Source organism: Microbacterium sp. USHLN186 (assembly GCF_037145155.1).
Taxonomy (GTDB): domain Bacteria; phylum Actinomycetota; class Actinomycetes; order Actinomycetales; family Microbacteriaceae; genus Microbacterium.
This window is the reverse complement of the sequence record NZ_JBBCYA010000006.1, coordinates 158,733-183,623: the sequence shown is the minus strand read 5'-3', so window position 1 is coordinate 183,623 and position 24,891 is coordinate 158,733. Positions and strand designations below refer to the sequence as shown.

18 protein-coding genes and 1 tRNA gene are annotated in these 24,891 nt (G+C 67.6%); 8 read left to right on the top strand and 11 right to left on the bottom strand.

Features of this window, described 5'->3' with window-relative positions; translation table 11 throughout:
• Positions 1-3: 3 nt before the first annotated feature.
• From WFG93_RS12660 to WFG93_RS12650, 3 genes are all read right to left on the bottom strand, one after another.
• Positions 4-765 carry an SDR family oxidoreductase gene (locus tag WFG93_RS12660; protein ID WP_336646691.1) on the bottom strand — a complete coding sequence of 254 codons (762 nt, stop codon included), beginning with the start codon at positions 763-765 and terminating at the stop codon, positions 4-6.
• A gap of 344 nt (positions 766-1,109) precedes the next feature.
• Positions 1,110-2,132 (bottom strand): DUF4236 domain-containing protein, encoded by a 1,023-nt coding sequence (locus WFG93_RS12655; RefSeq protein WP_336646690.1) that lies wholly within the window; start codon positions 2,130-2,132, stop codon positions 1,110-1,112.
• Positions 2,133-3,337: 1,205 nt separating this feature from the next.
• Positions 3,338-4,198, bottom strand: a complete 861-nt coding sequence (locus tag WFG93_RS12650; RefSeq protein WP_336646689.1) for a DUF4062 domain-containing protein — start codon at positions 4,196-4,198, stop codon at positions 3,338-3,340.
• Between the two features lie 122 nt (positions 4,199-4,320).
• On the opposite strand from WFG93_RS12650, the gene WFG93_RS12645 reads away from it, so the two are divergent.
• Positions 4,321-5,226, top strand: a complete 906-nt coding sequence (locus WFG93_RS12645; protein WP_336646688.1) for an LEM-3-like GIY-YIG domain-containing protein — start codon at positions 4,321-4,323, stop codon at positions 5,224-5,226.
• A gap of 7 nt (positions 5,227-5,233) precedes the next feature.
• The gene (locus tag WFG93_RS12640; RefSeq protein ID WP_336646687.1) at positions 5,234-5,488 is read left to right on the top strand and encodes a hypothetical protein; all 255 of its coding nucleotides are present in this window, start codon (positions 5,234-5,236) and stop codon (positions 5,486-5,488) included.
• 232 nt (positions 5,489-5,720) lie between these two features.
• On the opposite strand, the gene WFG93_RS12635 is transcribed toward WFG93_RS12640, so the two are convergent.
• Together WFG93_RS12635 and WFG93_RS12630 are read right to left on the bottom strand one after the other, a co-directional pair.
• A tRNA-Tyr gene (locus tag WFG93_RS12635) sits at positions 5,721-5,801 on the bottom strand.
• Between the two features lie 86 nt (positions 5,802-5,887).
• Entirely contained in the window at positions 5,888-6,805 is a 918-nt protein-coding gene (locus WFG93_RS12630; protein WP_336646686.1) for a PfkB family carbohydrate kinase, read from the bottom strand.
• Positions 6,806-7,031: 226 nt separating this feature from the next.
• On the opposite strand from WFG93_RS12630, the gene WFG93_RS12625 reads away from it, so the two are divergent.
• Positions 7,032-7,637: a hypothetical protein gene (locus WFG93_RS12625; protein ID WP_336646685.1), complete on the top strand. Its 606-nt coding sequence runs from the start codon at positions 7,032-7,034 to the stop codon at positions 7,635-7,637.
• Between the two features lie 201 nt (positions 7,638-7,838).
• Here WFG93_RS12625 and rpoC read toward each other — a convergent pair whose 3' ends face one another.
• A complete protein-coding gene (rpoC, locus tag WFG93_RS12620; protein ID WP_336646684.1) occupies positions 7,839-11,714 on the bottom strand; it encodes a DNA-directed RNA polymerase subunit beta' in 3,876 nt (1,291 codons plus the stop codon).
• Positions 11,715-11,775: 61 nt separating this feature from the next.
• Complete coding sequence (gene rpoB / locus WFG93_RS12615; RefSeq protein WP_336646683.1) at positions 11,776-15,276, bottom strand: DNA-directed RNA polymerase subunit beta; 3,501 nt, start codon at positions 15,274-15,276, stop codon at positions 11,776-11,778.
• A 213-nt stretch (positions 15,277-15,489) separates the two neighbouring features.
• On the opposite strand from rpoB, the gene WFG93_RS12610 reads away from it, so the two are divergent.
• The gene (locus tag WFG93_RS12610) at positions 15,490-15,993 is read left to right on the top strand and encodes a hypothetical protein (RefSeq protein WP_336646682.1); all 504 of its coding nucleotides are present in this window, start codon (positions 15,490-15,492) and stop codon (positions 15,991-15,993) included.
• Positions 15,994-16,002: 9 nt separating this feature from the next.
• On the opposite strand, the gene WFG93_RS12605 is transcribed toward WFG93_RS12610, so the two are convergent.
• The 4 genes from WFG93_RS12605 to WFG93_RS12590 all read right to left on the bottom strand — a co-directional run bounded on the left by WFG93_RS12605 (position 16,003) and on the right by WFG93_RS12590 (position 21,406).
• Positions 16,003-17,694 (bottom strand): ABC transporter ATP-binding protein, encoded by a 1,692-nt coding sequence (locus WFG93_RS12605; RefSeq protein ID WP_336646681.1) that lies wholly within the window; start codon positions 17,692-17,694, stop codon positions 16,003-16,005.
• Positions 17,691-18,638, bottom strand: a complete 948-nt coding sequence (locus tag WFG93_RS12600; RefSeq protein ID WP_336646680.1) for an ABC transporter permease — start codon at positions 18,636-18,638, stop codon at positions 17,691-17,693. Before WFG93_RS12600 ends, WFG93_RS12605 begins: the two co-directional genes overlap by 4 nt.
• On the bottom strand, positions 18,638-19,642 hold the full coding sequence (locus WFG93_RS12595) for an ABC transporter permease (RefSeq protein WP_336646679.1): 1,005 nt from the start codon (positions 19,640-19,642) through the stop codon (positions 18,638-18,640). Before WFG93_RS12595 ends, WFG93_RS12600 begins: the two co-directional genes overlap by 1 nt.
• Before the next feature lie 87 nt (positions 19,643-19,729).
• Complete coding sequence (locus WFG93_RS12590) at positions 19,730-21,406, bottom strand: ABC transporter substrate-binding protein (RefSeq protein WP_336646678.1); 1,677 nt, start codon at positions 21,404-21,406, stop codon at positions 19,730-19,732.
• A gap of 163 nt (positions 21,407-21,569) precedes the next feature.
• Here WFG93_RS12590 and WFG93_RS12585 point away from each other — a divergent pair, with 163 nt between their 5' ends.
• The 4 genes from WFG93_RS12585 (at position 21,570) to WFG93_RS12570 (ending at position 24,883) form a co-directional block, all read left to right on the top strand.
• Positions 21,570-22,835, top strand: coding sequence for an LCP family protein (locus WFG93_RS12585; RefSeq protein ID WP_336646677.1), 1,266 nt, complete (start codon positions 21,570-21,572; stop codon positions 22,833-22,835).
• Between the two features lie 32 nt (positions 22,836-22,867).
• On the top strand, positions 22,868-23,737 hold the full coding sequence (locus WFG93_RS12580; protein WP_336646676.1) for a spermidine synthase: 870 nt from the start codon (positions 22,868-22,870) through the stop codon (positions 23,735-23,737).
• A 93-nt stretch (positions 23,738-23,830) separates the two neighbouring features.
• The gene (locus tag WFG93_RS12575; RefSeq protein WP_336646675.1) at positions 23,831-24,361 is read left to right on the top strand and encodes a hypothetical protein; all 531 of its coding nucleotides are present in this window, start codon (positions 23,831-23,833) and stop codon (positions 24,359-24,361) included.
• Between the two features lie 33 nt (positions 24,362-24,394).
• Positions 24,395-24,883, top strand: a complete 489-nt coding sequence (locus tag WFG93_RS12570; protein WP_336646674.1) for a SprT-like domain-containing protein — start codon at positions 24,395-24,397, stop codon at positions 24,881-24,883.
• Positions 24,884-24,891 lie beyond the last annotated feature (8 nt).

The following is a 24,891-nucleotide window of genomic DNA, read 5'->3' as shown; positions in this document are numbered from 1 at the left end:
TTTTCAGCTCTGTGGCCGAGCCGCCTGCGTGCGGAGCCAGTCGCGGTGATGCACGGCGCCGATGTGCGCCCCGGGTCCGGGAAGCAGTTCGTCGCCGGTCACCGTCGCACCGAAGTACGTGGCACTGTCGTCAGCCACCACCTGCCGCGGGTCGCCGAGCGCACGCAGCCCGGTGGCGACGAACTCGGGCAGCCGGAAGCGGTCGGGTCCGGCCAGCTCGACGGTCCGGTTCTGCGGCGCCGACGTGGCGACATCGGCCAGCATCTCCGCGACGTCATCACTGCAGACCGGCTGGTCCCTGACATCCGGCAGCCGCACCTCTGAGCCGACGGTCGAGGCATCCGCGATCCCAGTGACGAACTCGAAGAACTGCGTGGCGGCGACGATCGTGTACGGCCTGGTCGACGAGTGGACGACATCCTCCTGCGCGACTTTCGCCTGCAGGAATCCCGCACTCGGCAGGCGCCTCGCACCCACGACCGACAGCAGCACGTGGTGACCGACGTCGGCCGCGGCGCCGGCACGGAGCAGGTTCCGCGTGCCCGTGACGAAGAACTCGCGCGCGTGCTCCGGCCGCATCGACGGCGAGCGCGACACGTCCACCACCGCGTCTGCTCCGGCGACGGCATCCGCGAGACCCTCACCCGTCACGATGTCGACGCCGGTGCGGCGCGACGCGGCGATGACGGAATGCCCACGCGTCTGCAGCACGGCGACGAGCTTGGCCCCGATGAGCCCCGATCCCCCGATGACGACGATCTTCATGCGACATCCCTCCCTCACGACCGGTGCATCCACTCTGCCGCACGGGCGCGCTCTCTCGGGAGCCGAGGGGAAATGACGAAGACCCCCGCTCGGCGGAGGTCTTCATCAGTTTTGTGGGCCGATCCCGTATCTCGTTTCGGCATACTCTCTACAGGTCCGGCGAAACGCTATTCCTACGCGTTTCCCAAGCGTTCCTATCGCTATTCCCATGACCGCTCTCGCCTGCCATACTCCCCCTTGAGTTTCAGCACTCAGATTCTCGCGCCGGCCGACTCGTGCGGGACAGCAAGTGTCGCCGGCGCCCGGCGAGGTTGAAGGGGCTGGCGCAGGCCGTGACGCTCGAGTCAGTCGGTGGCGGCTTTGAGCATCTCTTGCAGGCCGGGGTACGCAGCATCATCGGCGAGTACCCGCTCGTAGTCTTTCCTCGCCATGGCCCTCTTGCCCTCGGCGAAGTAGGTGTGTCCTCGCGCGACAAGCGCGAGGTGCCGCAGCTCGACAGGACGTGAACGGGGCCGCAGGGCTTCCTTGAGTGCTTCGCGTGCGGCTTCGAAATACCCCTGCTCACGAAGCGCCGTGCCCCGTTGAATGAGCAGGAAGGTCGCTGCGACGTCCTCGTTCGTCAGGCCATTGGTGATGTCGACGACGTCCGCCCACCGCGCCGACTCTGCGTACAGCTCCGCCAGCGACACGGCGGCAATGGTTGTGGGTTCGAGGCTCTCGACGATGGCGATAGCACGGTCCGGATTGCCAAAGGCCTGCTCGATCTCAGCGACGAACAGGCCCATCGCCTGACGGTCCCACAGCATCTCCGCAGTGACTCCGGTAGCCACGGGGATGCTGATCTCTGGACGTTCCATGTACTTGGTGATGAACGGGTCAGCAGAAGGGTCGTATCCGATATCGAACAGCCACCCGGCGAGAACACGAGCGCGGTCGCCGTCCTTGCTGGGGCCGACCACGCGAAGCATCTCGACCATGGCCGCGGTCGCCGCTGCCATCGGGTGCTGCTGGCCGACAGCATGGATAGCAGCAGCGTCAGGTGTGCCGTTGAGCTGTTTGAAGAGTTGCTTCTCCCACGCAGGAGCTGTCAGACCGGGCTTGATTTTTTTCGGGACTACGGGCCTCGTCGGCTGGGGTTGCGGCTTGGCGCGCGTCGACGACGATGAAACCGACCGCCTGCCAGACGTGGTGGTAGACGTATGCGAGATGCCGGTGCCTGGGATACCCAGCGTTCGAGTTGTGCGCCCGTTCGTGTTCACGCTGACGCGAGCCCCACGAACGCCAGCGGAGATGCCTAGGTTCTTGCTCGATACGTTGAGGCGCACCCCAGGGGCGATCTTGATGGACTTACGGACCTTGAATCCCATGGCTGCCTCATCCGGTCAGGTGTCGACTACTCAAGAGCACCCTAGTGGAGCCCCGATAGCGGCTCGTGCAGTCCGATGCCGAGAGCCCACTCCAACTTGACCGGTAGCAGCGGCGAAAACAGAAGTGGGGCGTCTCGACCAGCGAGACGCCCCAAATCTTGTGATTACCCTAGCGCGCCGACGGGGGATGATCCCACCGCCTCGTCTAGAGCGTACGTACGGCGTCTGCCAGTCGTTCGGTCGCAGATAGCATCCCTCGAGAACGTCGAGCACGTGGGCGACGGCGAGCTCGTCACTGGCCAGGTCCTCCGGCGCCGGTCGCTGCAGCGCGGCGGGGAGCGCGCGAGCCCATCGGTCCTCGTCTTGGCTGGTCTGGCTCACGCGTTCATCGTGCCGGAGAGGCTGAGGAACATCAACACGGCACGCCCCCCGGGCTTGTGTCGTACAGCAGCGGCGCCTGGTGGAGCGTGGATCTCGGTGTGGTGCGTCGAGCGCAGAGTGAGGCTGAGGACGAACTCACCGACCGAGCAGCCGAGACCGAATGCTCCTTCGACCATTGGGGGGCAGGTCTTGCCGAGTCACCTTCACGGAGCCGTCGCGGCCGACGGCTCCGTGCAATGTCGGCACTGCGACCCGTGCCTTCGGAACTGCATCGGCAACCGACGGGATAGGTTGTCCCGTGCGTCGGACGATCCCGCCAGCGTTCATGACGGAGCGATCTTCATCCAATACCAATCGGGTGACCTGCAACGTGCCTTCATCGATGCGGGGGCTTGTGTCCTTCCAGGACGACGATTCAAAGCTACTCAAGGTCCACGTCAGCCGACCTAGGCGAGTTTCGCCGCGGTACACCCACCAGCCTTTATCCCCGTCGAAGCGAACGTCCACCACGTCGCCGATTCGGAGCCTTGCGACTTCCGCTCGGTTGACAGAACGCTCGTACATCTTGTTCACCAGGTTGTGGCCTTGCGCCCGGATCTGCGCGGCAGCATCAGGTAAAACGCGCACTCCGATGTGCGTGCTTCCGTCCTTGTTCGGACCACTGAGAACGGGCCAACGTCCGACAGGATTTCTCATGATCTCGGCCCGGCGACAACCCGAGAGATCAACGAAGACTCAAGGGCTACTGAGCTCATGCACGGATCCTGTCAGAGAGATCGGAGATGCGAGGGGCGAGGAAATGGTCCACACGGCCGAGGATGCCGTCAGATGAGCGACAGAGAATGCGAGCTCGTTCTCTCCTTGCCATTCTCTGTCCAAGAGAAGTCCACGCGAACGTGGTTCGCGGTGCCGGCGAAGGCGAGAATGGGCACGGTGTACACGCCGCCGTTCGCGGGCACAGTGAAAGGCACGTCAACGTTGTGCATTGACGGGGCTGCCAGGTCCCCGTCGAGGGGCGTGAGCGTGATCTTGACATCCTCAGCCGCTGCCGTTCCGGAGTTCACAATCTCGATCCGCTCTCGACGAGTGTGCATGCGGCCCTTGCTATCCGGTTCCCGGTCGCGCTTGTAGTGACCTGCCAGTTCCGCCCCTCCCGCACTTCGCACCGCGGGGTCGCCCAGACCAAGCCCGCTGATGTCATGCTCGACAGCCGCGCGGACCTTCTTCTCGAGGTCACCGGCCGTGTCGAATGTCCCATACAGCCCGATCTTCTGGAGCGACTTCTTAAACGCGTCCAGGGCTGCGAGCTGTTTCCGGTCATGGTCTCTACCGATGGGCATGGCGCTGAAGAACACATGGACCGGCTTCCCCGCGTCACGTGCACGCTCCAGCTCCTCCGCCGTCCCGGACGCGGCACGCGGAGTCGCTGACCCAAGGGTCTCGCTGAACACCCCGACGATGATGTCAGCGTCGTCGACCAGCTGATGATTAATCACCGACTGCCCGTCCTCGCCCGTGAGCTCGGGAACAGCGCCGCTCTCCCATCGCCGCGGCAACAGGATCACCGACGAAGCTTCCGCGCGGTCCGTGTTCCACGTGTGCAGTGACTGCTCCACGCTGTCACGAAACGCGCGAGCGTCGAAGGGTGATGCGATGAGCACCTTCAGAACATGAGCGTCGAACATTAGACCTCCCGTGCACGTGCGTGGCGGTGCACCACCCCACGCTACCGGGGAACTCTCGTCCCGCGGCGAGAGCGGAGCGACCCTTATCGCTGTTCGCAGAACCGCGGTGCCAAGATCAGATGGTGAGTGTCACCGATAACAAGATTCTGATGCAGGTTGCCAGCGAGCTGAAGACGTACGTCTACCTGCTCATCGACCCCCGGGACCGCACACCCTTCTATGCCGGGAAAGGGCAGGGCCTCCGATTCGACAGCCACTTCGCAGACGCCCTCACACCGGAGGAGGATGGTGCTGACGACGAAGAGCAACCGCGAAAGCGTCGCCTGATTCGCGAGATTATCGACGCCGGCCAGAGGCCGGAAGTCTGGATCATTCGGCATGGGATGTCGGGAACGAGCGAGTACACCGCCGTTGAAGCGGCTGTCATCGACTTGCTGATGAGCGTCCCCGTCGGCTCTCTCCCTCACGCGCCACTGAACATGCCCGGGCAGCTGACGAACGCGCGACGCGAGCAGGCGCGGGGGCACGGCATCCGCTCCCTCCAGTCCATCGTTGACGAGTATGCCGCCCCCGAGCTTGCGACCTCAGAGCCGCTCCTACTCATCACTCTCAACGGCGAGAACGATGATCCTGACCACTTCATGCCCGAGGGTGAGCGGCGCACGTTCGCCGGCTACAAACCCGAGTGGCGAGAGTCGGCGATCCGTGTGACCGTCTTCGACGAGATCGGGGAATCGGTGCGGGGCTGGTGGTCCATCAGCCCTCGTACCATCGAACGACGCGGCATCCGCCACGTCGTCGCGGTCCACGAGGGCGTCACCCGTGCACTGTTCGAGATCGTCGAAGATTCCTGGGTGAAAGCTCCTCCTCGCAAGTCCAAGACTGGAAGAAGTATCAACGATGTCGCGTTCCGTGTTCGCGCCGTCACCGAAGGGCCACTCTTCGACGAGGTTGTCGGCGCACACGGGCATCGTCTGCCGATGAAGCGGACGCAGAACGCCCTGCGCTATTGGCCGCTCAGCAGCTAGGAAGGCGATGTTTGACTCGACCTCTCCTACCGAAAGCTGTCGGGTGCGCTCAGCGAGACTCGACCAATTGAGCGAAGAAGTTTGCCTGCTCCGTGTCGATGTGCGCGTCGGGCAGCATCACACCGTGCTGGACGCAGTCGAACCCGATAGCTGGCATGGAGAAGTCACACTCTTCGACGAAATCATCATCAACGTTCCCGGCCCCTTCCCCGATGAAATCGCAGCGTTGGCGGCTATCGAGGTCTTCCGGGAAGCGCGCTGACAGGTATCCGCAGCGAAGGCTCACACCTTGTTCCCGGCGCAAGCAGGTGAAGATTCTGTGGGGAATCAGCAGCCGTGATGGGCGCGAGCGGAGTTCAACGAGCGTCCTCTTCGAGTCGCTGGAATCAGGGTTCGACGCAGAAAGCCGCCGGGATTCCGGCGGCTTTCTTCGTTTGACCTGGGATTCCGAGATACGAGAACAAAATCCTCGAGATCCGGGAATGGCCCTCTTGTGGCAAGTGAGGGATTCGAACCCCCGAAGCTTACGCGGCTGATTTACAGTCAGCTCCCTTTGGCCGCTCGGGCAACTTGCCAGTGCACACCCGTCCGGCTTTCTCAGCCAACCGGGGGCGCGAAGATCAAGCATACTCGTCCGCGTCGGTCACGAGAAATCGAGCGGTCAGCTGCCGAAGACGCCCCGCTCCTCCTCGTGCACCGACTCCGGGGTGTGCAGCAGGCCACCCGCCGCGCGGCAGGTCGCGGCGGCGACGAGCATCGCGTGATCCAGCAGCTCCTGCCATTCGGCATCCGATTCCGGCTCCCCCTGCGACAGCCCGGCGGCGACGGCCGCAAGCGTGGCATCCCCCGCGCCGACGGTGTCGACGACCCGGCCGGGCAGGCTCGCGATCGGGGCGCGGAAGGTGCCCGCATCCGATTCCAGCACCGCACCGTCCGCACCGGCCGTGGCGAGCACGGCGTTCACTCCCGCTCCGCGCAACCGGGCGCGCAGCGCGTCGAGGTCGCCGTCGTAGAGCAGGGCCGCGTCGTCCGCGCCGACCTTGACCAGCGAGGACCGCGCGGCCAGCCGCTCGAAGCCGCGCACGAACTCGTCGACATCGCGCATCATCCCGGTGCGCGGGTTCGGGTCGATCGCGACGCGGGCGTCCCCCAGCGCGTCGACGAGCGCGTCGACCTCAGCGGGGACGTCGAAGGGGAAGCAGCTGATCGCGACGACGCCGGCCGCGGCGATGGCCGCGCGCGCCTCGTCGCCGTACCGGATGCTGCGTGCCTGCGCCGCTTCGTTGAAGACGTACTGCGGCTCGCCGCTCGGCGACCAGGTCACCACCGCTCGGGACGAGCCCAGCGGCGACGGACTGTCGATCAGACGCACGCCGTGATCTTGCAGGTACCCGCGGATGTGCGCGCCGGCATCGTCGTCGCCGACCATCGCGATCAGCGTGGTCTCGACGCCCAGTCGCCGCAGGCCGACAGCGACGTTCAGCGCGGCTCCGCCGACCAGTTCGCGGACGCCTGCGGCATCCCGGATCTCATCGATCAACGCATCGCCGATCACAACGGCACTCGCATTCGCACCCATGTCGTGAGAATACCGCCCCAGCGCCCCCCGGCGCCCACCACCTTCTTCCTCCCCCGCCGCCGAGCACCGCTACTCGCTCCGGTATGAGTTCGTGCCGCCTGGAGCGCGTCGACGCGGCAGAAACTCATACCGGAACGAGGGGCGGGTTTCCTCGGGGGCGGGCGGGCGGGGGTGTGAGCGCGGCGCGGCTCCGCCGGCGCCCGAACTGCGGTCCTACTGTGAGGGCATGAAGCTCCGCGTCGGCGCGGCAGTCGCGCTCATCTTTGCATCCGTCGGCCTGCTCTCGGGGTGCGCACCCGGCGGCGGGAAGCCGAGCGCGTCTCCGCCGGTGAGCGCGTCCGCGGATGCCGGCGAGCCGTCGTCCTCGCCCACCGCTTCGGCGCACCCGACGCCCAGCCCGACACCGACCACGAAGCCGCTGCCGCTGCCCACGGACTGCCGAGCGATCCTCTCGCCGGACGTCCTCGCGCAGCTCGACGGCGTGCCGCTGAACGACGAAGCCTTCGGGCCGAGCGGCGTGCTCGCGGACGGCTCCCTGCAGTGCAATTGGGGCGATCCGCGCGCGGACACCACCGGGCTCACCACGACCATCTCCCGCATGAGCCGCGGCCCTGCGCTCGACATGCTGAACGAGCTCGCAGAGGCGGAGGGCTTCACCTGCTTCACGCCCGACGGCGGCACGCGGTGCGAGAAGACCTGGGACAACGAGCAGTACCCCGTCACCGACGGGCGCACCCTCTTCTGGCGCGACGACCTGCTCATCGACACCCGCTACTCGAACCTCGCCCCGAGCGGCTACACCTCGAGCATCATCGCGTCGCTCTGGGGCTGACCGCCGGCCGACCCGCCCGCCGGTCCCGCCGCGCACCCGCCACTGGTTCCGGTATGAGTTCGTGCTGCCGGAAGCGCGTCGAAGCGGCAGAAAGTCATACCGGAGCGAGAAGCGGTATTCCCGGGGGGAAGAGGGCCGGGGGACGGGAAAGGCCCCGGCCCTCCGAAGAGGGGCCGGGGCCGTTCCGAGATCACACCAGGATCAGTTGTAGGTGCCGGGGGTGATGTCGTCCGTCGAGAACGCGTCGAAGTCGACGTAGCCGAAGTCGCCATCGGCGTACGCCCCGTCGGATGCGAAGATCCGGTTCGGGTAGCGCTCGCTCTTGGCCTCTTCCGTCGCCTCGACCGTGATGTTGCGGTACTTCGACAGACCGGTTCCGGCCGGGATGAGCTTACCGATGATGACGTTCTCCTTGAGACCGACCAGCGGGTCGCGCTTGCCCTCCATGGCGGCCTGCGTGAGCACGCGGGTCGTCTCCTGGAACGACGCGGCCGACAGCCACGACTCGGTCGCGAGCGACGCCTTCGTGATACCCATCAGCTCCGGGCGGCCCGACGCGGGGCGCTTGCCCTCGGCCACGGCCTCGCGGTTGATCTGCTGGTAGCGCTTCGAGTCCACCATCTCACCCGGCAGCAGCGTCGTGTCAGCGTGGTCGACCACGGTGACCTTGCGCAGCATCTGGCGCACGATGACCTCGATGTGCTTGTCGTGGATCGGCACACCCTGCGAGCGGTACACGCCCTGCACGCCGCCGACGAGGTACTTCTGCACCTCGCGGGCACCCATGACGCGCATGACCTCCTTCGGGTCGAGCGTGCCGACCTGCAGGGGCTGACCGACGGTGACGTGCTGGCCGTCCTCGACGAGAAGCGTTGCACGCTTCAGCACCGGGTAGACCACCTCTTCGTCGCCGTTGTCGGGCGTGAGGATGACCTTCTTGGCCTTCTCGGTCTCCTCGATCGTGATGCGGCCGTCGGCCTCGGCGATCGGGGAGGCGCCCTTCGGGGTGCGGGCCTCGAAGAGCTCCTGCACACGCGGCAGACCCTGGGTGATGTCGTCGGCCGAGGCCGAACCACCGGTGTGGAAGGTGCGCATCGTCAGCTGGGTACCGGGCTCACCGATCGACTGCGCGGCGATGATGCCGACGGCCTCGCCGATGTCGACGGTCTTTCCGGTCGCGAGCGAACGGCCGTAGCACTGCGCGCAGACACCGACAGCCGAGTCGCAGGTCAGCACGGAGCGGACCTTGATCGTCTCGACGCCGGCCTCGACCAGCTTGTCGATCAGCACGTCGCCCACGTCGTCACCGGCGGAGGCGATGACCTCGCCGGCCTCGTTGACCGCGTCGGATGCCAGCGTGCGGGCGAACACCGAGTTCTCGACGTTCGGGTCGCGCACCAGCACACCCTGCGAGTTCGGCGCGGCGATCGGGAGCTCGAGGCCCTTCGACGTGCCGCAGTCCTGCTCGCGGATGATGACGTCCTGCGACACGTCCACCAGACGACGGGTCAGGTAACCCGAGTCGGCGGTGCGCAGCGCGGTGTCGGCCAGACCCTTACGGGTACCGTGCGTGGCGATGAAGTACTCCGCCACCGACAGACCCTCGCGGTACGAGGAGATGATCGGACGCGGGATGATCTCACCCTTGGGGTTGTTCACCAGACCGCGCATACCCGCGATGTTGCGGATCTGCAGCCAGTTACCACGAGCACCCGACGACACCATGCGGTTGATGGTGTTGTCCTCGGGGAAGTTCTCGCGCATCGCGGCCTGGACCTCGTCGGTCGCCTCGGTCCAGATCTTGATGAGCTCCTGACGGCGCTCGGCGTCGGTGGTCAGACCCTTGTCGTACTGGGACTGGACCTTCGCGGCCTGCTTCTCGTAGCCGGCGACGATCTCGGCCTTGTTCGGCGGGGTGAGGATGTCGCTGAGCGCGACGGTGACACCCGAGCGGGTCGCCCAGTGGAAACCGGCATCCTTGATGCGGTCCAGCGTGGCGGCCGTCTCGACCTTGGGGTACTCCTCGGCCAGCTTGTTCACGATCTGCGACAGCTTGCCCTTGTCGGCCACGCCGCGCACGAAGGGGTAGCCCTTCGGCAGCGCGTCGTTGAAGATCGCCTGACCGAGCGACGCGTCGACGAGACCGTGGCGCTCGTAGCCCTCGGGGGCCTCGCCCTCGAGGAAGGTCAGACCCGGGATGCGGATGCGGATCTTCGCCTGCAGGTCGAGGGTGCCCTCGTCCTTGGCCAGGATCGCCTCGGAGACCGAGCCGAACGCACGACCCTCACCGGCAGCGCCCTCCTTGACCGTGGTCAGGTGGTGCAGACCGATGATCATGTCCTGCGAGGGCAGGGTGACCGGGCGGCCGTCCGACGGCTTGAGGATGTTGTTCGAGGCGAGCATCAGCACGCGCGCCTCGGCCTGCGCCTCAACCGACAGCGGCAGGTGCACGGCCATCTGGTCACCGTCGAAGTCGGCGTTGAACGCCGCGCAGACGAGCGGGTGCAGCTGGATGGCCTTGCCCTCGACGAGCTGCGGCTCGAAGGCCTGGATGCCGAGGCGGTGCAGCGTGGGCGCGCGGTTGAGCAGCACCGGACGCTCGCGGATGATCTCCTCGAGCACGTCCCAGACCTCGGGACGGGTGCGCTCGACGGCACGCTTGGCGGCCTTGATGTTCTGCGAGTGACCGAGGTCGATCAGGCGCTTGATCACGAACGGCTTGAACAGCTCGAGTGCCATCTGCTTGGGCAGACCGCACTGGTGCAGCTTCAGCTGCGGGCCGACGACGATGACCGAACGGCCCGAGTAGTCGACGCGCTTGCCGAGCAGGTTCTGGCGGAAGCGACCCTGCTTGCCCTTCAGCATGTCGCTGAGGGACTTCAGGGCGCGGTTGCCGGTGCCCGTGACGGGACGCCCGCGGCGGCCGTTGTCGAACAGTGCGTCGACGGCCTCCTGCAGCATCCGCTTCTCGTTGTTGACGATGATCTCGGGAGCCCCGAGGTCGATCAGACGACGCAGACGGTTGTTGCGGTTGATCACGCGGCGGTACAGGTCGTTCAGGTCGCTGGTGGCGAAGCGGCCACCGTCGAGCTGGACCATCGGACGCAGCTCCGGCGGGATCACCGGAACGACGTCGAGCACCATCGCGGCCGGGCTCATGCCGGTCTCGAGGAACGAGTTGACGACGGTCAGGCGCTTGATCGCACGGATCTTGCGCTGGCCCTTGCCCTCGGAGATCTGCAGGTGCAGGCTCTCGGACTCGGCCTTCAGGTCGAAGGTCTCGAGGCGGCGCTTGATCGCCTCGGCACCCATGTGCGCCTCGAAGTACTGACCGAAGCGGTCCTGCAGCTCGTGGAACACGTCGTCCTCGGGACGCAGCACGCCCACCTCGAGCGTGCGGAAGTCCTCCCACACGCGCTCGAGCCGCGCGATCGCCTCGTCGGCGCCCTTGCGGATCTGGGACATCTCCTTCTCGGCGGCGTCCTTGACCTTCTTCTTGGCGTCGGCCTTGGCACCCTCCGCCTCGAGAGCGGCGAGCTCCTCCTCCAGCTTGGCCATGCGCTCTGCGATCTTCGCGTCGCGACGGTCGCCGAGCGTCTTCAGCTCGAGCCGGATGTTGTTCTCCTGCGTGGCGAGGTCGCGGTGGCGCGCGTCCTCGTCGACCGAGATCACCATGTAGGCGGCGAAGTAGATGACCTTCTCGAGGTCCTTCGGCGCCATGTCGAGCAGGTAGCCCAGACGCGACGGCACACCCTTGAAGTACCAGATGTGCGTCACGGGGGCGGCCAGCTCGATGTGACCCATGCGCTCACGGCGCACGGAGCTCTTGGTGACCTCCACGCCGCAGCGCTCGCAGACGATGCCCTTGAAGCGGACGCGCTTGTACTTGCCACAGGCGCACTCCCAGTCGCGGGAGGGGCCGAAGATCTGCTCGCCGAAGAGGCCGTCCTTCTCGGGCTTCAGCGTGCGGTAGTTGATCGTCTCGGGCTTCTTGACCTCACCGAAGGACCATCCGCGGATGTCGTCAGCGGTGGCCAGGCCGATTCGAAGCTCATCGAAAGTGGTTGATTCGAGCACTAGTTCTCCTGTGTAGAAAAAATCTGTCGCGACCCGATGGGTCACTGAGCTTGTCGAAGGGTCAGATCTCGTCGATCGATGCGGCTTCGAAACGGCTGGAGATGTTGATGCCGAGCTCCTCCGCTGCGCGGAAGGCCTCGTCGTCGGTGTCTCGCAGGTTGACAGCGGTGCCGTCGGCCGAGAGGACCTCGACGTTCAGGCAGAGCGACTGCATCTCCTTCATGAGCACCTTGAAGGACTCGGGGATGCCGGGCTCCTGGATGTTCTCGCCCTTGACGATGGCCTCGTACACCTTGACGCGGCCGAGGATGTCGTCGGACTTGATCGTCAGCAGCTCCTGCAGCGCGTATGCGGCGCCGTAGGCCTCGAGCGCCCACACCTCCATCTCACCGAAGCGCTGTCCACCGAACTGCGCCTTACCGCCGAGCGGCTGCTGGGTGATCATCGAGTAGGGACCCGTCGAACGTGCGTGGATCTTGTCGTCGACCAGGTGGTGCAGCTTCAGGATGTACATGTAGCCGACCGAGATGGGCGCCGGGAACGGCTCGCCGGAGCGGCCGTCGAACAGCTGGGTCTTGCCGGAGCGGTCGATCAGGCGCACGCCGTCACGGGTCTCGCGGGTCGAGTCGAGCAGGCCCGAGATCTCGGACTCGCTGGCGCCGTCGAACACCGGGGTCGCGACCTTGGTGTTCGGGGCGACGTCGTAGGCCTCCTCGGGCAGCTTCGCCGCCCACTCCGGGTTGCCCTCGATCTTCCAGCCCTGCTTGGCGATCCAGCCGAGGTGGGTCTCGAGCACCTGGCCGAAGTTCATTCGACCCGGGATGCCGAGCGGGTTGAGCACCACGTCGACCGGCGTGCCGTCGGAGAGGAAGGGCATGTCCTCGACGGGGAGGATCTTCGCGATGACACCCTTGTTGCCGTGACGGCCGGCGAGCTTGTCGCCCTCGGTGATCTTGCGCTTCTGGGCGATGTAGACCACGACGCGGCGGTTGACGCCCGAGCCGAGCTCGTCGTCGCCCTCCTCGGCGTCGAACTCCTTGACGGCGATGATCGTGCCCTGCTCACCGTGCGGCACCTTCAGAGAGGTGTCGCGCACCTCGCGGCTCTTCTCGTTGAAGATCGCGCGCAGCAGGCGCTCCTCGGCCGACAGCTCGGTCTCGCCCTTCGGGGTGACCTTGCCGACGAGGATGTCGCCGGGGCGAACCTCGGCGCCGATGCGGATGATGCCGCGCTCGTCGAGGTCCTTCAGCAGCTCGGGGCTGACGTTGGGGAGATCACGGGTGATCTCCTCCTTGCCCAGCTTGGTGTCGCGGGCGTCGACCTCGTACTCCTCGATGTGGATCGACGAGAGGGTGTCGTCCTTCACCAGCTCCTGGCTGAGGATGATGGCGTCCTCGAAGTTGTGGCCCTCCCACGGCATGAACGCGACGAGCAGGTTCTTGCCGAGCGCCAGCTCGCCGTTCTCGGTCGCGGGACCGTCGGCGATGACCTCGCCGACCTCGACGCGCTCACCGGCGCTGACGATGACGCGCTGGTTGTAGGAGGTGCCCTGGTTGGAGCGGTCGAACTTGCGCAGGTGGTACTCCTGCGTGCCGCCCTCGTCGAGCATGACGACGACGCGGTCGGCCGAGACCTCGCTGACCACGCCGGCCTTCTGCGCGGTGACGACGTCACCGGCGTCGATGGCGGTGTAGCCCTCCATACCGGTGCCGACCAGCGGCGAGTCCGAACGCAGCAGCGGCACGGCCTGACGCTGCATGTTGGCGCCCATGAGCGCGCGCTGCGCATCGTCGTGCTCGAGGAACGGCACCAGCGACGTGGCGACCGACACCATCTGGCGCGGCGAGACGTCCATGTAGCCGATCTCCTCGGGCAGGAACAGGTCGACCTCACCCGAGCCGCCACGCGGACGGGCGAGAACCTGGTCCTCGCTGAAGCGGCCCTTCGCATCGAGCGGCGCGTTGGCCTGCGCGATGTTGAAGTCGACCTCCTCAGCGGCGGTCAGGTAGTCGATGTCATCGGTGACCACGCCGTCGACGACGCGACGGTACGGGGTCTCGATGAAGCCGAAGGAGTTGATGCGCGCGAACGTGGCGAGAGCACCGATCAGACCGATGTTCGGGCCTTCCGGGGTCTCGATCGGGCACATGCGGCCGTAGTGCGAGGGGTGCACGTCGCGCACCTCGACGCCGGCGCGGTCGCGGGAGAGACCACCAGGGCCCAGGGCCGACAGACGACGCTTGTTGGTCAGACCCGCGAGCGGGTTGTTCTGGTCCATGAACTGCGACAGCTGCGAGGTGCCGAAGAACTCCTTGATCGCGGCCACGACGGGGCGCACGTTGATCAGGGTCTGCGGGGTGATCGCCTCGATGTCCTGCGTGGTCATGCGCTCGCGGACGACGCGCTCCATGCGCGACAGGCCGGTGCGGACCTGGTTCTGGATCAGCTCGCCGACGGCGCGGATGCGACGGTTGCCGAAGTTGTCGATGTCGTCGGTGGCGATGCGGATGTCGGTGGTCTTGCCGCCGCGGATGCCCTCGAACGTCTCGTCTCCGCGGTGCACGCGCACGAGGTACTTGATGGTCGCGACGATGTCGTCGCGGGTCAGCACCGAGTCGGTGAGCGGGGTTGCGAGGCCGAGCTTCTGGTTGATCTTGTAGCGACCCACCTTGGCCAGGTCGTAGCGCTTCGGGTTGAAGTAGAAGTTGTCCAGCAGCGAGCGCGCGGCCTCGGCGGCCACCTGCTCGCCCGGACGCAGCTTGCGGTAGATGTCGCGCAGCGCGTCCTCCTGAGTGAGGATGGTGTCCTTCGCCAGGGTCTCCTCGATCGAGGGGAAGCCGGCGAACTCGGCGAGGATCTCCTCGCTGGTCAGACCCAGCGCCTTGAGGAAGACGGTGACGGACTGCTTGCGCTTGCGGTCGATGCGCACGCCGACCTGGTCGCGCTTGTCGATCTCGAACTCGAGCCAGGCGCCGCGGCTGGGGATGACGCGCGCGGTGACGATGTCCTTGTCACTGGTCTTGTCGGGCGTCTTGTCGAAGTAGACACCGGGCGAGCGCACGAGCTGCGAGACGACGACGCGCTCGGAGCCGTTGATGATGAACGTGCCCTTGTCGGTCTGCAGCGGGAAGTCGCCCATGAAGACCGTCTGGGTCTTGATCTCACCCGTGAGGTGGTTCATGAACTCGGCCTCGACGTACAGCGGGGCGGCGTAGGTCTTGCCGCGCTCCTTGCACTCGTCGATCGAGTACTTCTCGGGCTCGAGGTACGGGTTGGTGAACGAGAGCTGCATGGTCTCGCCGAGGTCCTCGATCGGGGAGATCTCCTCGAAGATCTCACCCAGACCCGAGACCTCGGAGACATCGCTGCGGCCGGCCTGCTTGGCCTCGGCCACGCGCGCCTTCCAGTCGTCGTTGCCGACGAGCCATCCGAAGGACTCGGTCTGCAGCGCGAGCAGGTCGGGGACCGTCAGCGTGTCGGAGATCTTGGCGAACGAGAGGCGGGAGACTCCGCGGCCGTTCTTGTTGGTGGTGGATGTGGATGCGTTGCGAGCAGCAGCCAAGGGAGTAACCTCCGTGAGCCCGGGCAGGGGCTGGTCGATTCCTAGACGTCGGTGGAGAACGCGCTCGAGAGCTCAACGGATGCCGACCACCATATGAGGGCACGGAGAAGCGAGCGCAACTACCAACTATAGGGCGAATTCGACGACATGGCAAGCGGAATCCTTGACCAATTCCGGATGCTGCGGTATTGGCGCCCTCTGCGACACTGGAGCATGCGCATCGTGCTGAAGTTCTCCATCGACTGCGACGCCGACACCGCCTGGCGTGCACTGCACTCGCCGCGGGTGGTCGGAGAGCTGTACGCGCCGCTGCTGCAGATGCAGCCCCTGCTGCCGGCCGGACTTCCCCAGCGCTGGACGCCCGGCGACGAGGTGCCGGTGCGGCTGGCCGCGTTCGGCCGCGTCCCAGTGGGCACCCAGCTCATCCACATCAGCGAACGCACGATCGACGAGACGGCTGGTCGGGTGCGCATCCTCCGCGACAGCGGCATCCCGCTCACCGGCCCGCTCGGGGCGCTGGATGTGTGGGACCACCAGATGGCGGTCTCACCGCTGCCCGGGCATCCGGGGCGCACACTGTGGCGCGACCGGCTCACCTTCGACGGCCCGGCCGCGGCCCTGTTCTGGCCGGTGCTCTGGGCGTCGTGGCAGGCGCGCGCGCTGCGGGTGCGCGCGCTCGCCCCCCGCTGGGCGCGCGATCCGGGGCTGCGGGACTGACTTCTCTGGTCAGGAGGCGATGCCGAGCTCGTTGCCGGGGATGGATGCCAGAAGTCGGCGCGTGTACGGGTCCCGCGGGTTCGTGAAGATCTCCTCGGAGCTCGCGGCCTCGACCAGAGCACCGTCCTTCATCACGCAGACGTAGTCGCTGATGAGTCGCACCACCGCGAGATCGTGCGAGATGAAGAGGTAGCTGAGGCCGTACTCCTTCTGCAGGTCGCCCAGCAGCGTGAGGATCTGATCCTGCACGAGCACGTCCAGCGCTGAGACCGGCTCGTCGCACACCATGAGATCCGGCGAGAGCGCGAGCGCCCGCGCGATCGCCACGCGCTGGCGCTGACCGCCGGAGAGCTCGGAGGGGTAGCGCTGCAGCATGGACTGCGGCAGTGCCACGTCGTCGAGCAGCGTGCGCACGCGCGCGCGGCGCTCGGCGCGGTTGCCGCGTTTGTAGAACTCGAGCGGCTCGCCGATGAGCCGCTCGATCGTGAACATCGGGTTCAGGCTGGAGTACGGGTCCTGGAACACCGGCTGCACGCGCTGACGGAACTCCCGCAACTGCGCGCGATCGAGCTTCGCGATGTCGCGCCCCTCGAAGCGGATCGTGCCGGCGGTCGGCTCGATGAGCTTGAGCAGCATCCGGGCGGTGGTGGTCTTGCCCGAACCGGACTCCCCCACGATCGCGACCGTCCGCCCCCGCGGGATCGCGAGCGAGACGTCGTCGACGGCGACGAAGTCCTCTGCCTGCCCGCGGATCGGGTAGACCTTGCGCAGGCCCTCGATCTCGACGATGTGGTCCTTCGCCGGGCTCAGGGATGCGTCCTCGGTCGCCTCGCCCGCCGCGGCCTCGTGCACCTCGGGCTGCAGCCGCGCGGCGGCGATCGACGGCGCCGCCTTCACCAGACTCTGCGTGTACGGATGCTGGGGGTCCTCGAGGATCTGCCGCGCCGGGCCCTGCTCGACCACGCGCCCGCGGTGCATGACCACCACGCGCTGCGCGCGCTCGGCGGCGAGGCCCAGGTCGTGGGTGATCAGCAGCACGGCGGTGCCCAGTTCGCGGGTCATCTCGCCGAGCTGGTCGAGGATCGTCTGCTGCACCGTGACATCCAGCGCGCTGGTGGGCTCATCGGCGATCAGCAGGCGGGGCCGGCAGGCGAGACCGATCGCGATCAGCGCCCGCTGACGCAGACCTCCGGAGAGCTCGTGCGGGTACTGCTTGGCGCGGCGCTCGGGATCGGGCAGACCGGCGGCGCTGAGCGCCTCGACCACCTTCTGCTGCACGTTGCCGCGGTTGGCCAGGCCATGCGCGAGCAGCGTCTCGGCGACCTGGGTGCCGATCTTCGCGACGGGGTTGAGGTTCGACATCGGATCCTGCGGCACCATGCCGATGTCGCGGCCGCGGATGCGGCGCATCTCCCCCTCCGAGATGCCCACCAGCTCCCGGCCGTCCAGGGCGATGCTGCCGGCGGCGACCCGGCCGCCGGAGGCGAGCAGTCCGATCACGGCCATCGCGGTGGTGGACTTGCCCGAGCCGGACTCGCCGACGATCGCGACGGTCTCTCCGGGGGCGATCTCGAGGTCGACGCCCTCCACGGCGTGCACGACGCCGTCCATCGTGCCGAAGTCGACCGCGAGTCCGGAGACCTGCAGCAGCGGGGCGCGGACGGCATCCGGGCGGGTGGTGTTCATCTCGTCGTCTCTCATCGCGCTCGCGTCCTCGGGTCCATCGCCTCACGCAGGGCCTCGCCGAACAGGGTGAAGCCCAGTGCGGTCACGGCGATGCAGATGCCGGGCAGGAACGCCAGCTGCGGGGCGATCGCCAGCTCGTTCTGCGCGTAGGTCAGCATCCGGCCCCATTCCGCCGTCTCGGGGCGTCCGCCGCCGAGTCCGAGGAACGACAGGGCCGCCGCGTCGATCACCGCGGTCGCCAGGGTCAGCGTGCCCTGCACGATGACCGGGCCGATCGCATTCGGCAGCACATGCGACATCGTGATGCGCCCGCGTCCCAGGCCGAGGGTCTGCGCCGAGAGCACGTACTCCGCCGAACGCTGCTGCAGCATCGACGCGCGCAGCAGCCGGGCGAAGATGGGCACCTGCGAGGCGCCGATGGCGATCATCACGGCCGAGGGCGTCTGCCCCAGGATCGCGGCGATCGACACCGCGAGCAGCAGGTTCGGCACCGAGAGGATGATGTCGACGATGCGCATGATCAGCGTGTCCACCCAGCCGCCGAACGTGCCGGCGAGCAGGCCGAGCAGCATGCCGCCCACCAGACCCAGCGCGGTGGAGACGACGCCGACCAGCAGCGAGGCCTGCGCACCCCAGATGAGCTTGGAGAGCACGTCGCCGCCGAAGCGGTCGAGACCCAGCGGGAAGCCGTCGACCTCGCCGATGCCGGGGATGCTCGTCGGCGTGATGAACTCGGTGCCCGGCAGGGCCGTCTCGGGGTAGGGCGCGATCACCGGCGCGAGCGCCGCGACCAGCAGGAAGAGGAGCACGATGACCGCGCCGATCCAGGCTGCGGGGTTCCGGCGGATGCGACGCAGCACGTCGCTCCAGAAGCCGCCGCCGCCCTTCATCTCCGCCTGAGTCACGGCGACGGTGTCGAGCACCTCGCCGCCCTGTGCGGGTGGGAGCACTGCGCTCATCACTGGACCCTCACTCTCGGATCGATGAAGCTGTACGACACGTCGACGGCGAGGTTGATCAGCGCATACGCGATCGCGATGAAGATGATGAAGCCCTGCAGCACCGGGAAGTCGCGCGCGAAGATCGACTGCGCGAGGAACGAGCCGATGCCGGGGTACGCGAACACGGTCTCGGTGAGCACCGCCCCCGAGATGAGCAGGCCGGTCTGCAGGCCGATCGTGGTGATCACCGGCAGCATGGCGTTGCGCAGGATGAACCTGTTGCGCAGCGTGCCGGATGCCACGCCCTTGGCCTTGCCGGTGCGGACGTAGTCGGCGTTCTGCACCTCGAGCACGCTGGCCCGGGTGATGCGCACGATGATCGCCAGCGGGATCGTGCCGAGGGCGAGCGCCGGCAGCACGAGGTGCAGGATGGCGTCCCAGCTGGCGTCGAACTCGCCGGTGATGAGGCCGTCCCACACGTAGAACCCGGTGACGTGCGTGGCGTTGATGCGCGGGCTCTGCCGGCCGTCGGAGGGCAGCCAGCCCAGCTGCACAGCGAAGATGTACTTCAGGATGAAGGCCAGGAAGAACACCGGGATGGTGATCCCGATCAGGCTGAAGATCACGGCGCTGTGGTCGCTCCAGCGTCCGTGCCGGCGCGCCGCCCAGTAGCCGAGCGGGATGCCGACGCCGACGGCGAAGATGAGCGCGGCGATGCTCAGCTCGATCGTCGCCGGGAAGCGGCGGAAGAACTCCTCGACGACCGGCCGGGAGGTGACGATCGACGACCCGAAGTCGCCCTGCAGCAGCCGGCCGATCCAGGTGACGTACTGCTCGATGAGGGGCCGGTCGAAGCCGTAGAGGGCGTTGACCTGCTCGACCGCCGCGGGTGTCGCCTTTTCGCCCAGCAGCGCCACGGCAGGACCGCCCGGGAGCGCACGGACCCAGGCGAACAGCAGGATGCTGAGGCCGAAGAGGGTGGGGATGAGCAGCAGCAGCCGCTTTCCGATGGTTCGCAGCACGAAGTTCTCCGTCAGGGCACGTCGTCCGCCCTCACTGGCCCTTCGACAGGCTCAGGGACCCAGTGAGGGCGGACGACGTGGCGGGCATTACTTGGTGAGGACGATCTCGTTGAACACCTCGTCGTTCACGGGGCTCGCCGGGTAGCTCTTCACCCGCTCGTCAAACGCGAGCGTCGGCGCCGGGTGGGCCAGCGGCACGCCGGGGATGAACTCCGCGACGTCCTCGTTGATCTGCTCGTACGCCTTCGTCTGGTCGTCGATGTTCGAGATACCGCGGGCATCGGCCAGCTCGCCGAACAGATCCGGGTTGTCGAAGCCCCACTCCGCGCTCTTCTGACCGAAGAACACGCCGACGAAGTTGTCGGTGTCGTTGTAGTCGCCCGTCCAGCCCAGCAGGTGGATGCCGTGGTCGGGCGTGCTGCTGATGCGCTCCAGGTAGTCGGGGCTCCACGCGTCGGTCTGCGGGTTGACCTTCACACCCGCCTGCTCGAGCTGCTTCGCCAGCACGGTGAAGATCTGCTCAGGGTTGGGCATGTACGGCCGCGACACGTTGACCGGGTAGTTGAAGGTCAGCGTGAGCGGCTTGTCGGCCGTGTAGCCGGCTTCCTCGAGCATCGACTTCGCCTTATCGACGTCGTAGTCGTACGTGGTGACGTCCTTGTTGTAGCCGTTGACCACCGGCGGCACGAACTGCGTGGCCTTCTCGGTGCCCTCCGGCAGGACCTGCTTGATCAGCGCATCCTTGTCGATGGCGTGCGAGAGCGCCTCGCGCACCTTGAGGTCCTGCAGCTCGGGCACGGCCTGGTTGAAGCCGAGGTAGAGGATCGTGAAGGGCTTGCGCGACACCATGTTGAAGCCCTTCTCCTCGAGGGCCTGGGTGTCGGCCGGACCGACCAGGTCGTAGCCGTCGATGTCGCCGGCCTCGAGCGCCTGGCGGCGCGCCGTCGGGTCGTCGATGACGCGGAAGATGACCTCTTCGATCTGCCCCTTCTCGCCCCAGTAGTCGTCGTAGGCCTTGAGCGTGACGTTCTCGCCGGGCGCCCACGAGTCGAACTGGAACGGGCCGGTGCCCACCGGGTGCGCCTTGGCGTACTCCGACAGCGTGGGTGCGGCGGCGGTGCCGCCGACCTCGTCGGCCTTGAACTCCTGCAGCGCCGACGGGCTCTGCATGCTGAACGCCGGCAGCGACAGCGAGGCGACGAAGCCGGCGAACGGCTTGTTCAGCTCGATCGTGACCTTGTCATCGCCGTCGGGCGTGCACGACTTGTACACGGCATCCGCCGGGTTCGACGCGTAGCCGCGGAACAGCTTGTTGTAGTAGTAGCCGAGCGCCTCAGAGGCGAGCAGGTCGGTCCAGTTGTACCAGCGCTCGAAATTGAAGCACACGGCTTCGGCGTTGAACGGGGTGCCGTCCTGGAACTTCACGCCGGTCTTCAGCGTGAAGGTGTGGCTCATGCCGTCCTCGGCCGACTCCCACGACTCGGCCAGCAGCGGGGCGGGGTCGGCGGTGCCGGGCTTGGTGCCGACGAGACCCTCGAAGATCTGACGCGAGACGCGGAAGGTCTCGCCGTCCTGCGCGAGCGCGGGGTCGAGACCCTGCGGGTCGGATGAGGCGGCGAAGACGAAGGTGCTGTCGACATCGGCCGACCCCTTGTCGCCCTTCGCATCGTCACGCTGGCTGGCGACGCAGCCGGTCAGCAGCATGGCTGCGGCGACCGCGCCGGCCGCCAGGGCGATGCCTCGCCTGCGGGTGCTCTGGTGCATGGTGAACCTCTCTGTGAACGCTTCTTCGCATGGATCGGATGCACCTTTGCATCCGCACATGATGCCTTGACGCTACTCAGCCGCCGCGATGATCACCAAACTTTCCCAGGTTGCGATCCGGTATCAAGTACCGCGCCCCGTACGCCCGGTAGGGTCGGGAGCCATGAAGCGCAGGCCCATCGCCCGGCACGCCCCGCATCGCAGCCCGACGGCGTTCGGGTCGGTGATGCGGATGCTCGGCATCGGCCTGGGCGTGCTGGTGGTCGCCGCGCTCGGCATCGGCGGCTTTCTCGCGGCCGACCTCGCGATGCGGGTGGGTGACGGCGCCGTCACGCTCGAGGACGCGCCGAAGGTCGCCGCGCCCTCGCTCGATGCATACCCCGGCGAGTTCGCCGTGCTGCTGGTGGGCACCGACGAGTGCGGCGCCGTGTCGACGCAGAAGCTCGGCGAGCGCTGCATCGATGAGGACGGCATCCGCAACGACGTCAACCTGCTCGTGCACGTGTCCGCGGCGCCGCGCCGGGTCAGCGTCGTCTCGCTGCCGCGCGACCTGGTCGTCGAGGTGCCGGACTGCACACGGGAGGACGGCACGGTGGCATCCGGCTCCCAGCGCGCGGTGATCAACACCGTCTTCGAACGCGCCGGACTGTCGTGCGTGGCGAAGACGGTGACCGGCATCAGCGGCGTCGACATCGGCTTCGCCGCGAAGCTGAGCTTCGACGGAGTGATGGAGATCACGGATGCCATCGGCGGCGTCGAGATCTGCGTGGGCGGCACCGGCATCCGCGACCGGCACACCGACATCGATTGGGAGCCCGGCCTGCGCACCGTCTCGGGGTACGAGGCGCTGCAGTTCATCCGCGTGCGCAAGGGCATCGGCGACGGCAGCGACCTGGCCCGCATCTCGAACCAGCAGCAGTACATGTCGCGGCTGGCGCGGACGATCCTCAGCAGCGAGACGCTCACCGACGTGCCCAAGGTGCTGCGTCTGGCGAACGTCGTAGCCGACAACGTCGACCCGAGCGACGAGCTCGCGAACCCGGTGCGGCTCGCGCAGCTCGGTTTGGCGATGAAGGACGTGCCGTTCGACGACTTCGCGTTCCTGCAGCTGCCCACACTCGAGGACCCCTTCGACCGCAACCGCGTGGTGGTGAACGAGGAGGCCGCGGAGCCGATGTGGGCGGCGATCCGCGCGGGTGCTGCGCTGCAGATCACGGGGAAGGCGAGCAACCACGGCGGCGTGGTCGACCAGCAGGGCGAGGGCGGCGAAGGCGACGAGGGCGAGGGGGACGAGGGCGCGACGCCGGAGGAGCCGGCGGCTCCCGGCTCACCGGATCCCACGTCGTCGGCATCCGAACGCGCCGTGCTGTCGGAGCAGATCAGCGGCATCGACCTCACCCAGGACACCTGCTCGGGCGGGCGGCGCTGACCCCCGCCGACCGCGCTGGGTAGGCTCGGACGATGGGACGAGCACGGGCGCAGGACGCCGCCAACCCGCAGGCGCGCCTGGATCACGGCGGGATCGCCGAGATCGCGCCCAGCGCGTTCGCGAACGGGTTCGAGCTGATCGTCGACGGCACGCCGCAGTCCCACGTCGACCTCGACGACCCCACCCACCTGCACTTCGAGTACATCGTGCGGATGGGCGCGGTGATCGATCAGCTGGGCGAGTCGGCATCCACTCCGCTCAGCGTCGTGCATCTGGGAGCCGGGGCGCTCACCCTGCCGCGCTACATCGCGGCGACCCGTCCGGGTTCGCGGCAGCAGGTGATAGAGCTCGAGGAGCCGCTGGTCGCGCTGGTGCGCGAGAACCTGCCGCTGCCGCGCGCCGGCGCCATCCGCATCCGCATCGGCGACGCCCGCGCGGGCCTGCGCCGGCTGCCCCCCGCGCTGCGCGGCCAGTGCGACCTCGTCGTCTCGGACGTCTTCTCGGGCGCGCAGACACCCGCGCACCTCACCAGCGTGGAGCTGTACCGCGAGATCGCCGACCTGCTCGCGCCGAACGGCGTGCTGCTGGTGAACGTCGCCGACGGACCCGGTCTCGCCTTCGCGCGACGTCAGGTCGCCACCGCGATGTCGGTGTTCGCCGAGGTGGCGCTGCTGGCCGACGCGCAGGTGCTGAAGGGACGCCGCTTCGGCAACCTCGTGCTCGCCGCCTCGCGGGCTGCGCTGCCGACCGAATGGCTGCCGCGGATCCTGGCCGCCGGCCCGCATCCGGCGAAGATCGCGCAGGGCGCCGAGGTCGCCGCGTTCGCGCGGGGTGCGGCGGTGGTGACGGATGCCGACGCCGTGGCCTCTCCACGTCCGGACGCCGGCATCTTCCTGCGCTGATCGTCGGGTTGGGCCGTCGCAGGGCGTGGCTCGAACGGTTCTCAGCCGGGCGGGGCAGACTGGGACGACGGTCGCGGAGAGGAGCCAGCAGTCGTGAATTTGATCCAGGGATACGACCCCGACACGCTTCGTGAACTGGTCGACGCACGCGAGTGCATGCGGCGCCTCGCCGAGATCGAGAACCAGCGCAGCCTTCCGGTGCTGCTCGAGCGGGTGTGGCTGCTGAAGGTGCTCGACCGGCTCGATGAAGCCCTCGAGCTCGCCGACGAGGCCGTGCGCCAGGCCCGCATGGCCGGCACCCGTAAGGACCTGCTGCGCGCGCGGGTGCTGCACGCCACCGTGCTGCAGAACCGCGGCGCGCACGCGGCGGCCGCCCAGGAGCTGGCGACCTGCGCCAACGAGGCGGAGGGACAGGGCTGGGCCGGCATCGCGGCGTTCGCCCACCAGCACCACGGCAAGAACGCGTATGAGGCGCACGACTACGAGCAGGCGCGCGAGAGCTTCAAGCGCTCGCTGTTCCTGCGGCGTGCCGCCGGCGCCGACGAGTCGGACCTCGAGAAGGCGCTGCGCGCGATCGAGGCGGCCGAGCGGCGCAGCCTCTCCTCCCCCGACGTCCTCGTCTGAGCCGGTGTCGGTGGGTGGTCCTACTCTGATCACATGGCCGATCTGAATCGGGTCCGCGTCTGGGGCGAAGCGCTGATCCGCATGCATCTCGATGACTCCTGGTCCTTCGAGTTCGACAACGCCAAGCGACGCGCGGGGCTGTGCGACTACCGCCGCAAACGCATCTCCGTCTCGCGTTATCTCGCCGCGCGCTTCGCCGACGACGAGATCCACCAGACGCTGCTGCACGAGGTCGCGCATGCCCTCGCCGGGCACGAGGCCGGGCACGGCGCGCACTGGAAGCACGTCGCGCGCGGGCTCGGCTACGTGGGCGGCACGACCCATCAGGGTGAGACTGCCGAGGAGCTGGCGCCGTGGATCGGCGAGTGCCCGTCGGGGCACGTCGCGTACCGGCATCGCCGCCCCTCACGAGAGACCAGCTGCGCGCGGTGCTCGCGCAGCTTCGATCGCCGTTACCTGTTCGAGTGGCATCGCCGCGAGATCACCGCCGCCGATCGGATGGCCGCGCAGCTGCCGCGCTGAGAGCTCGC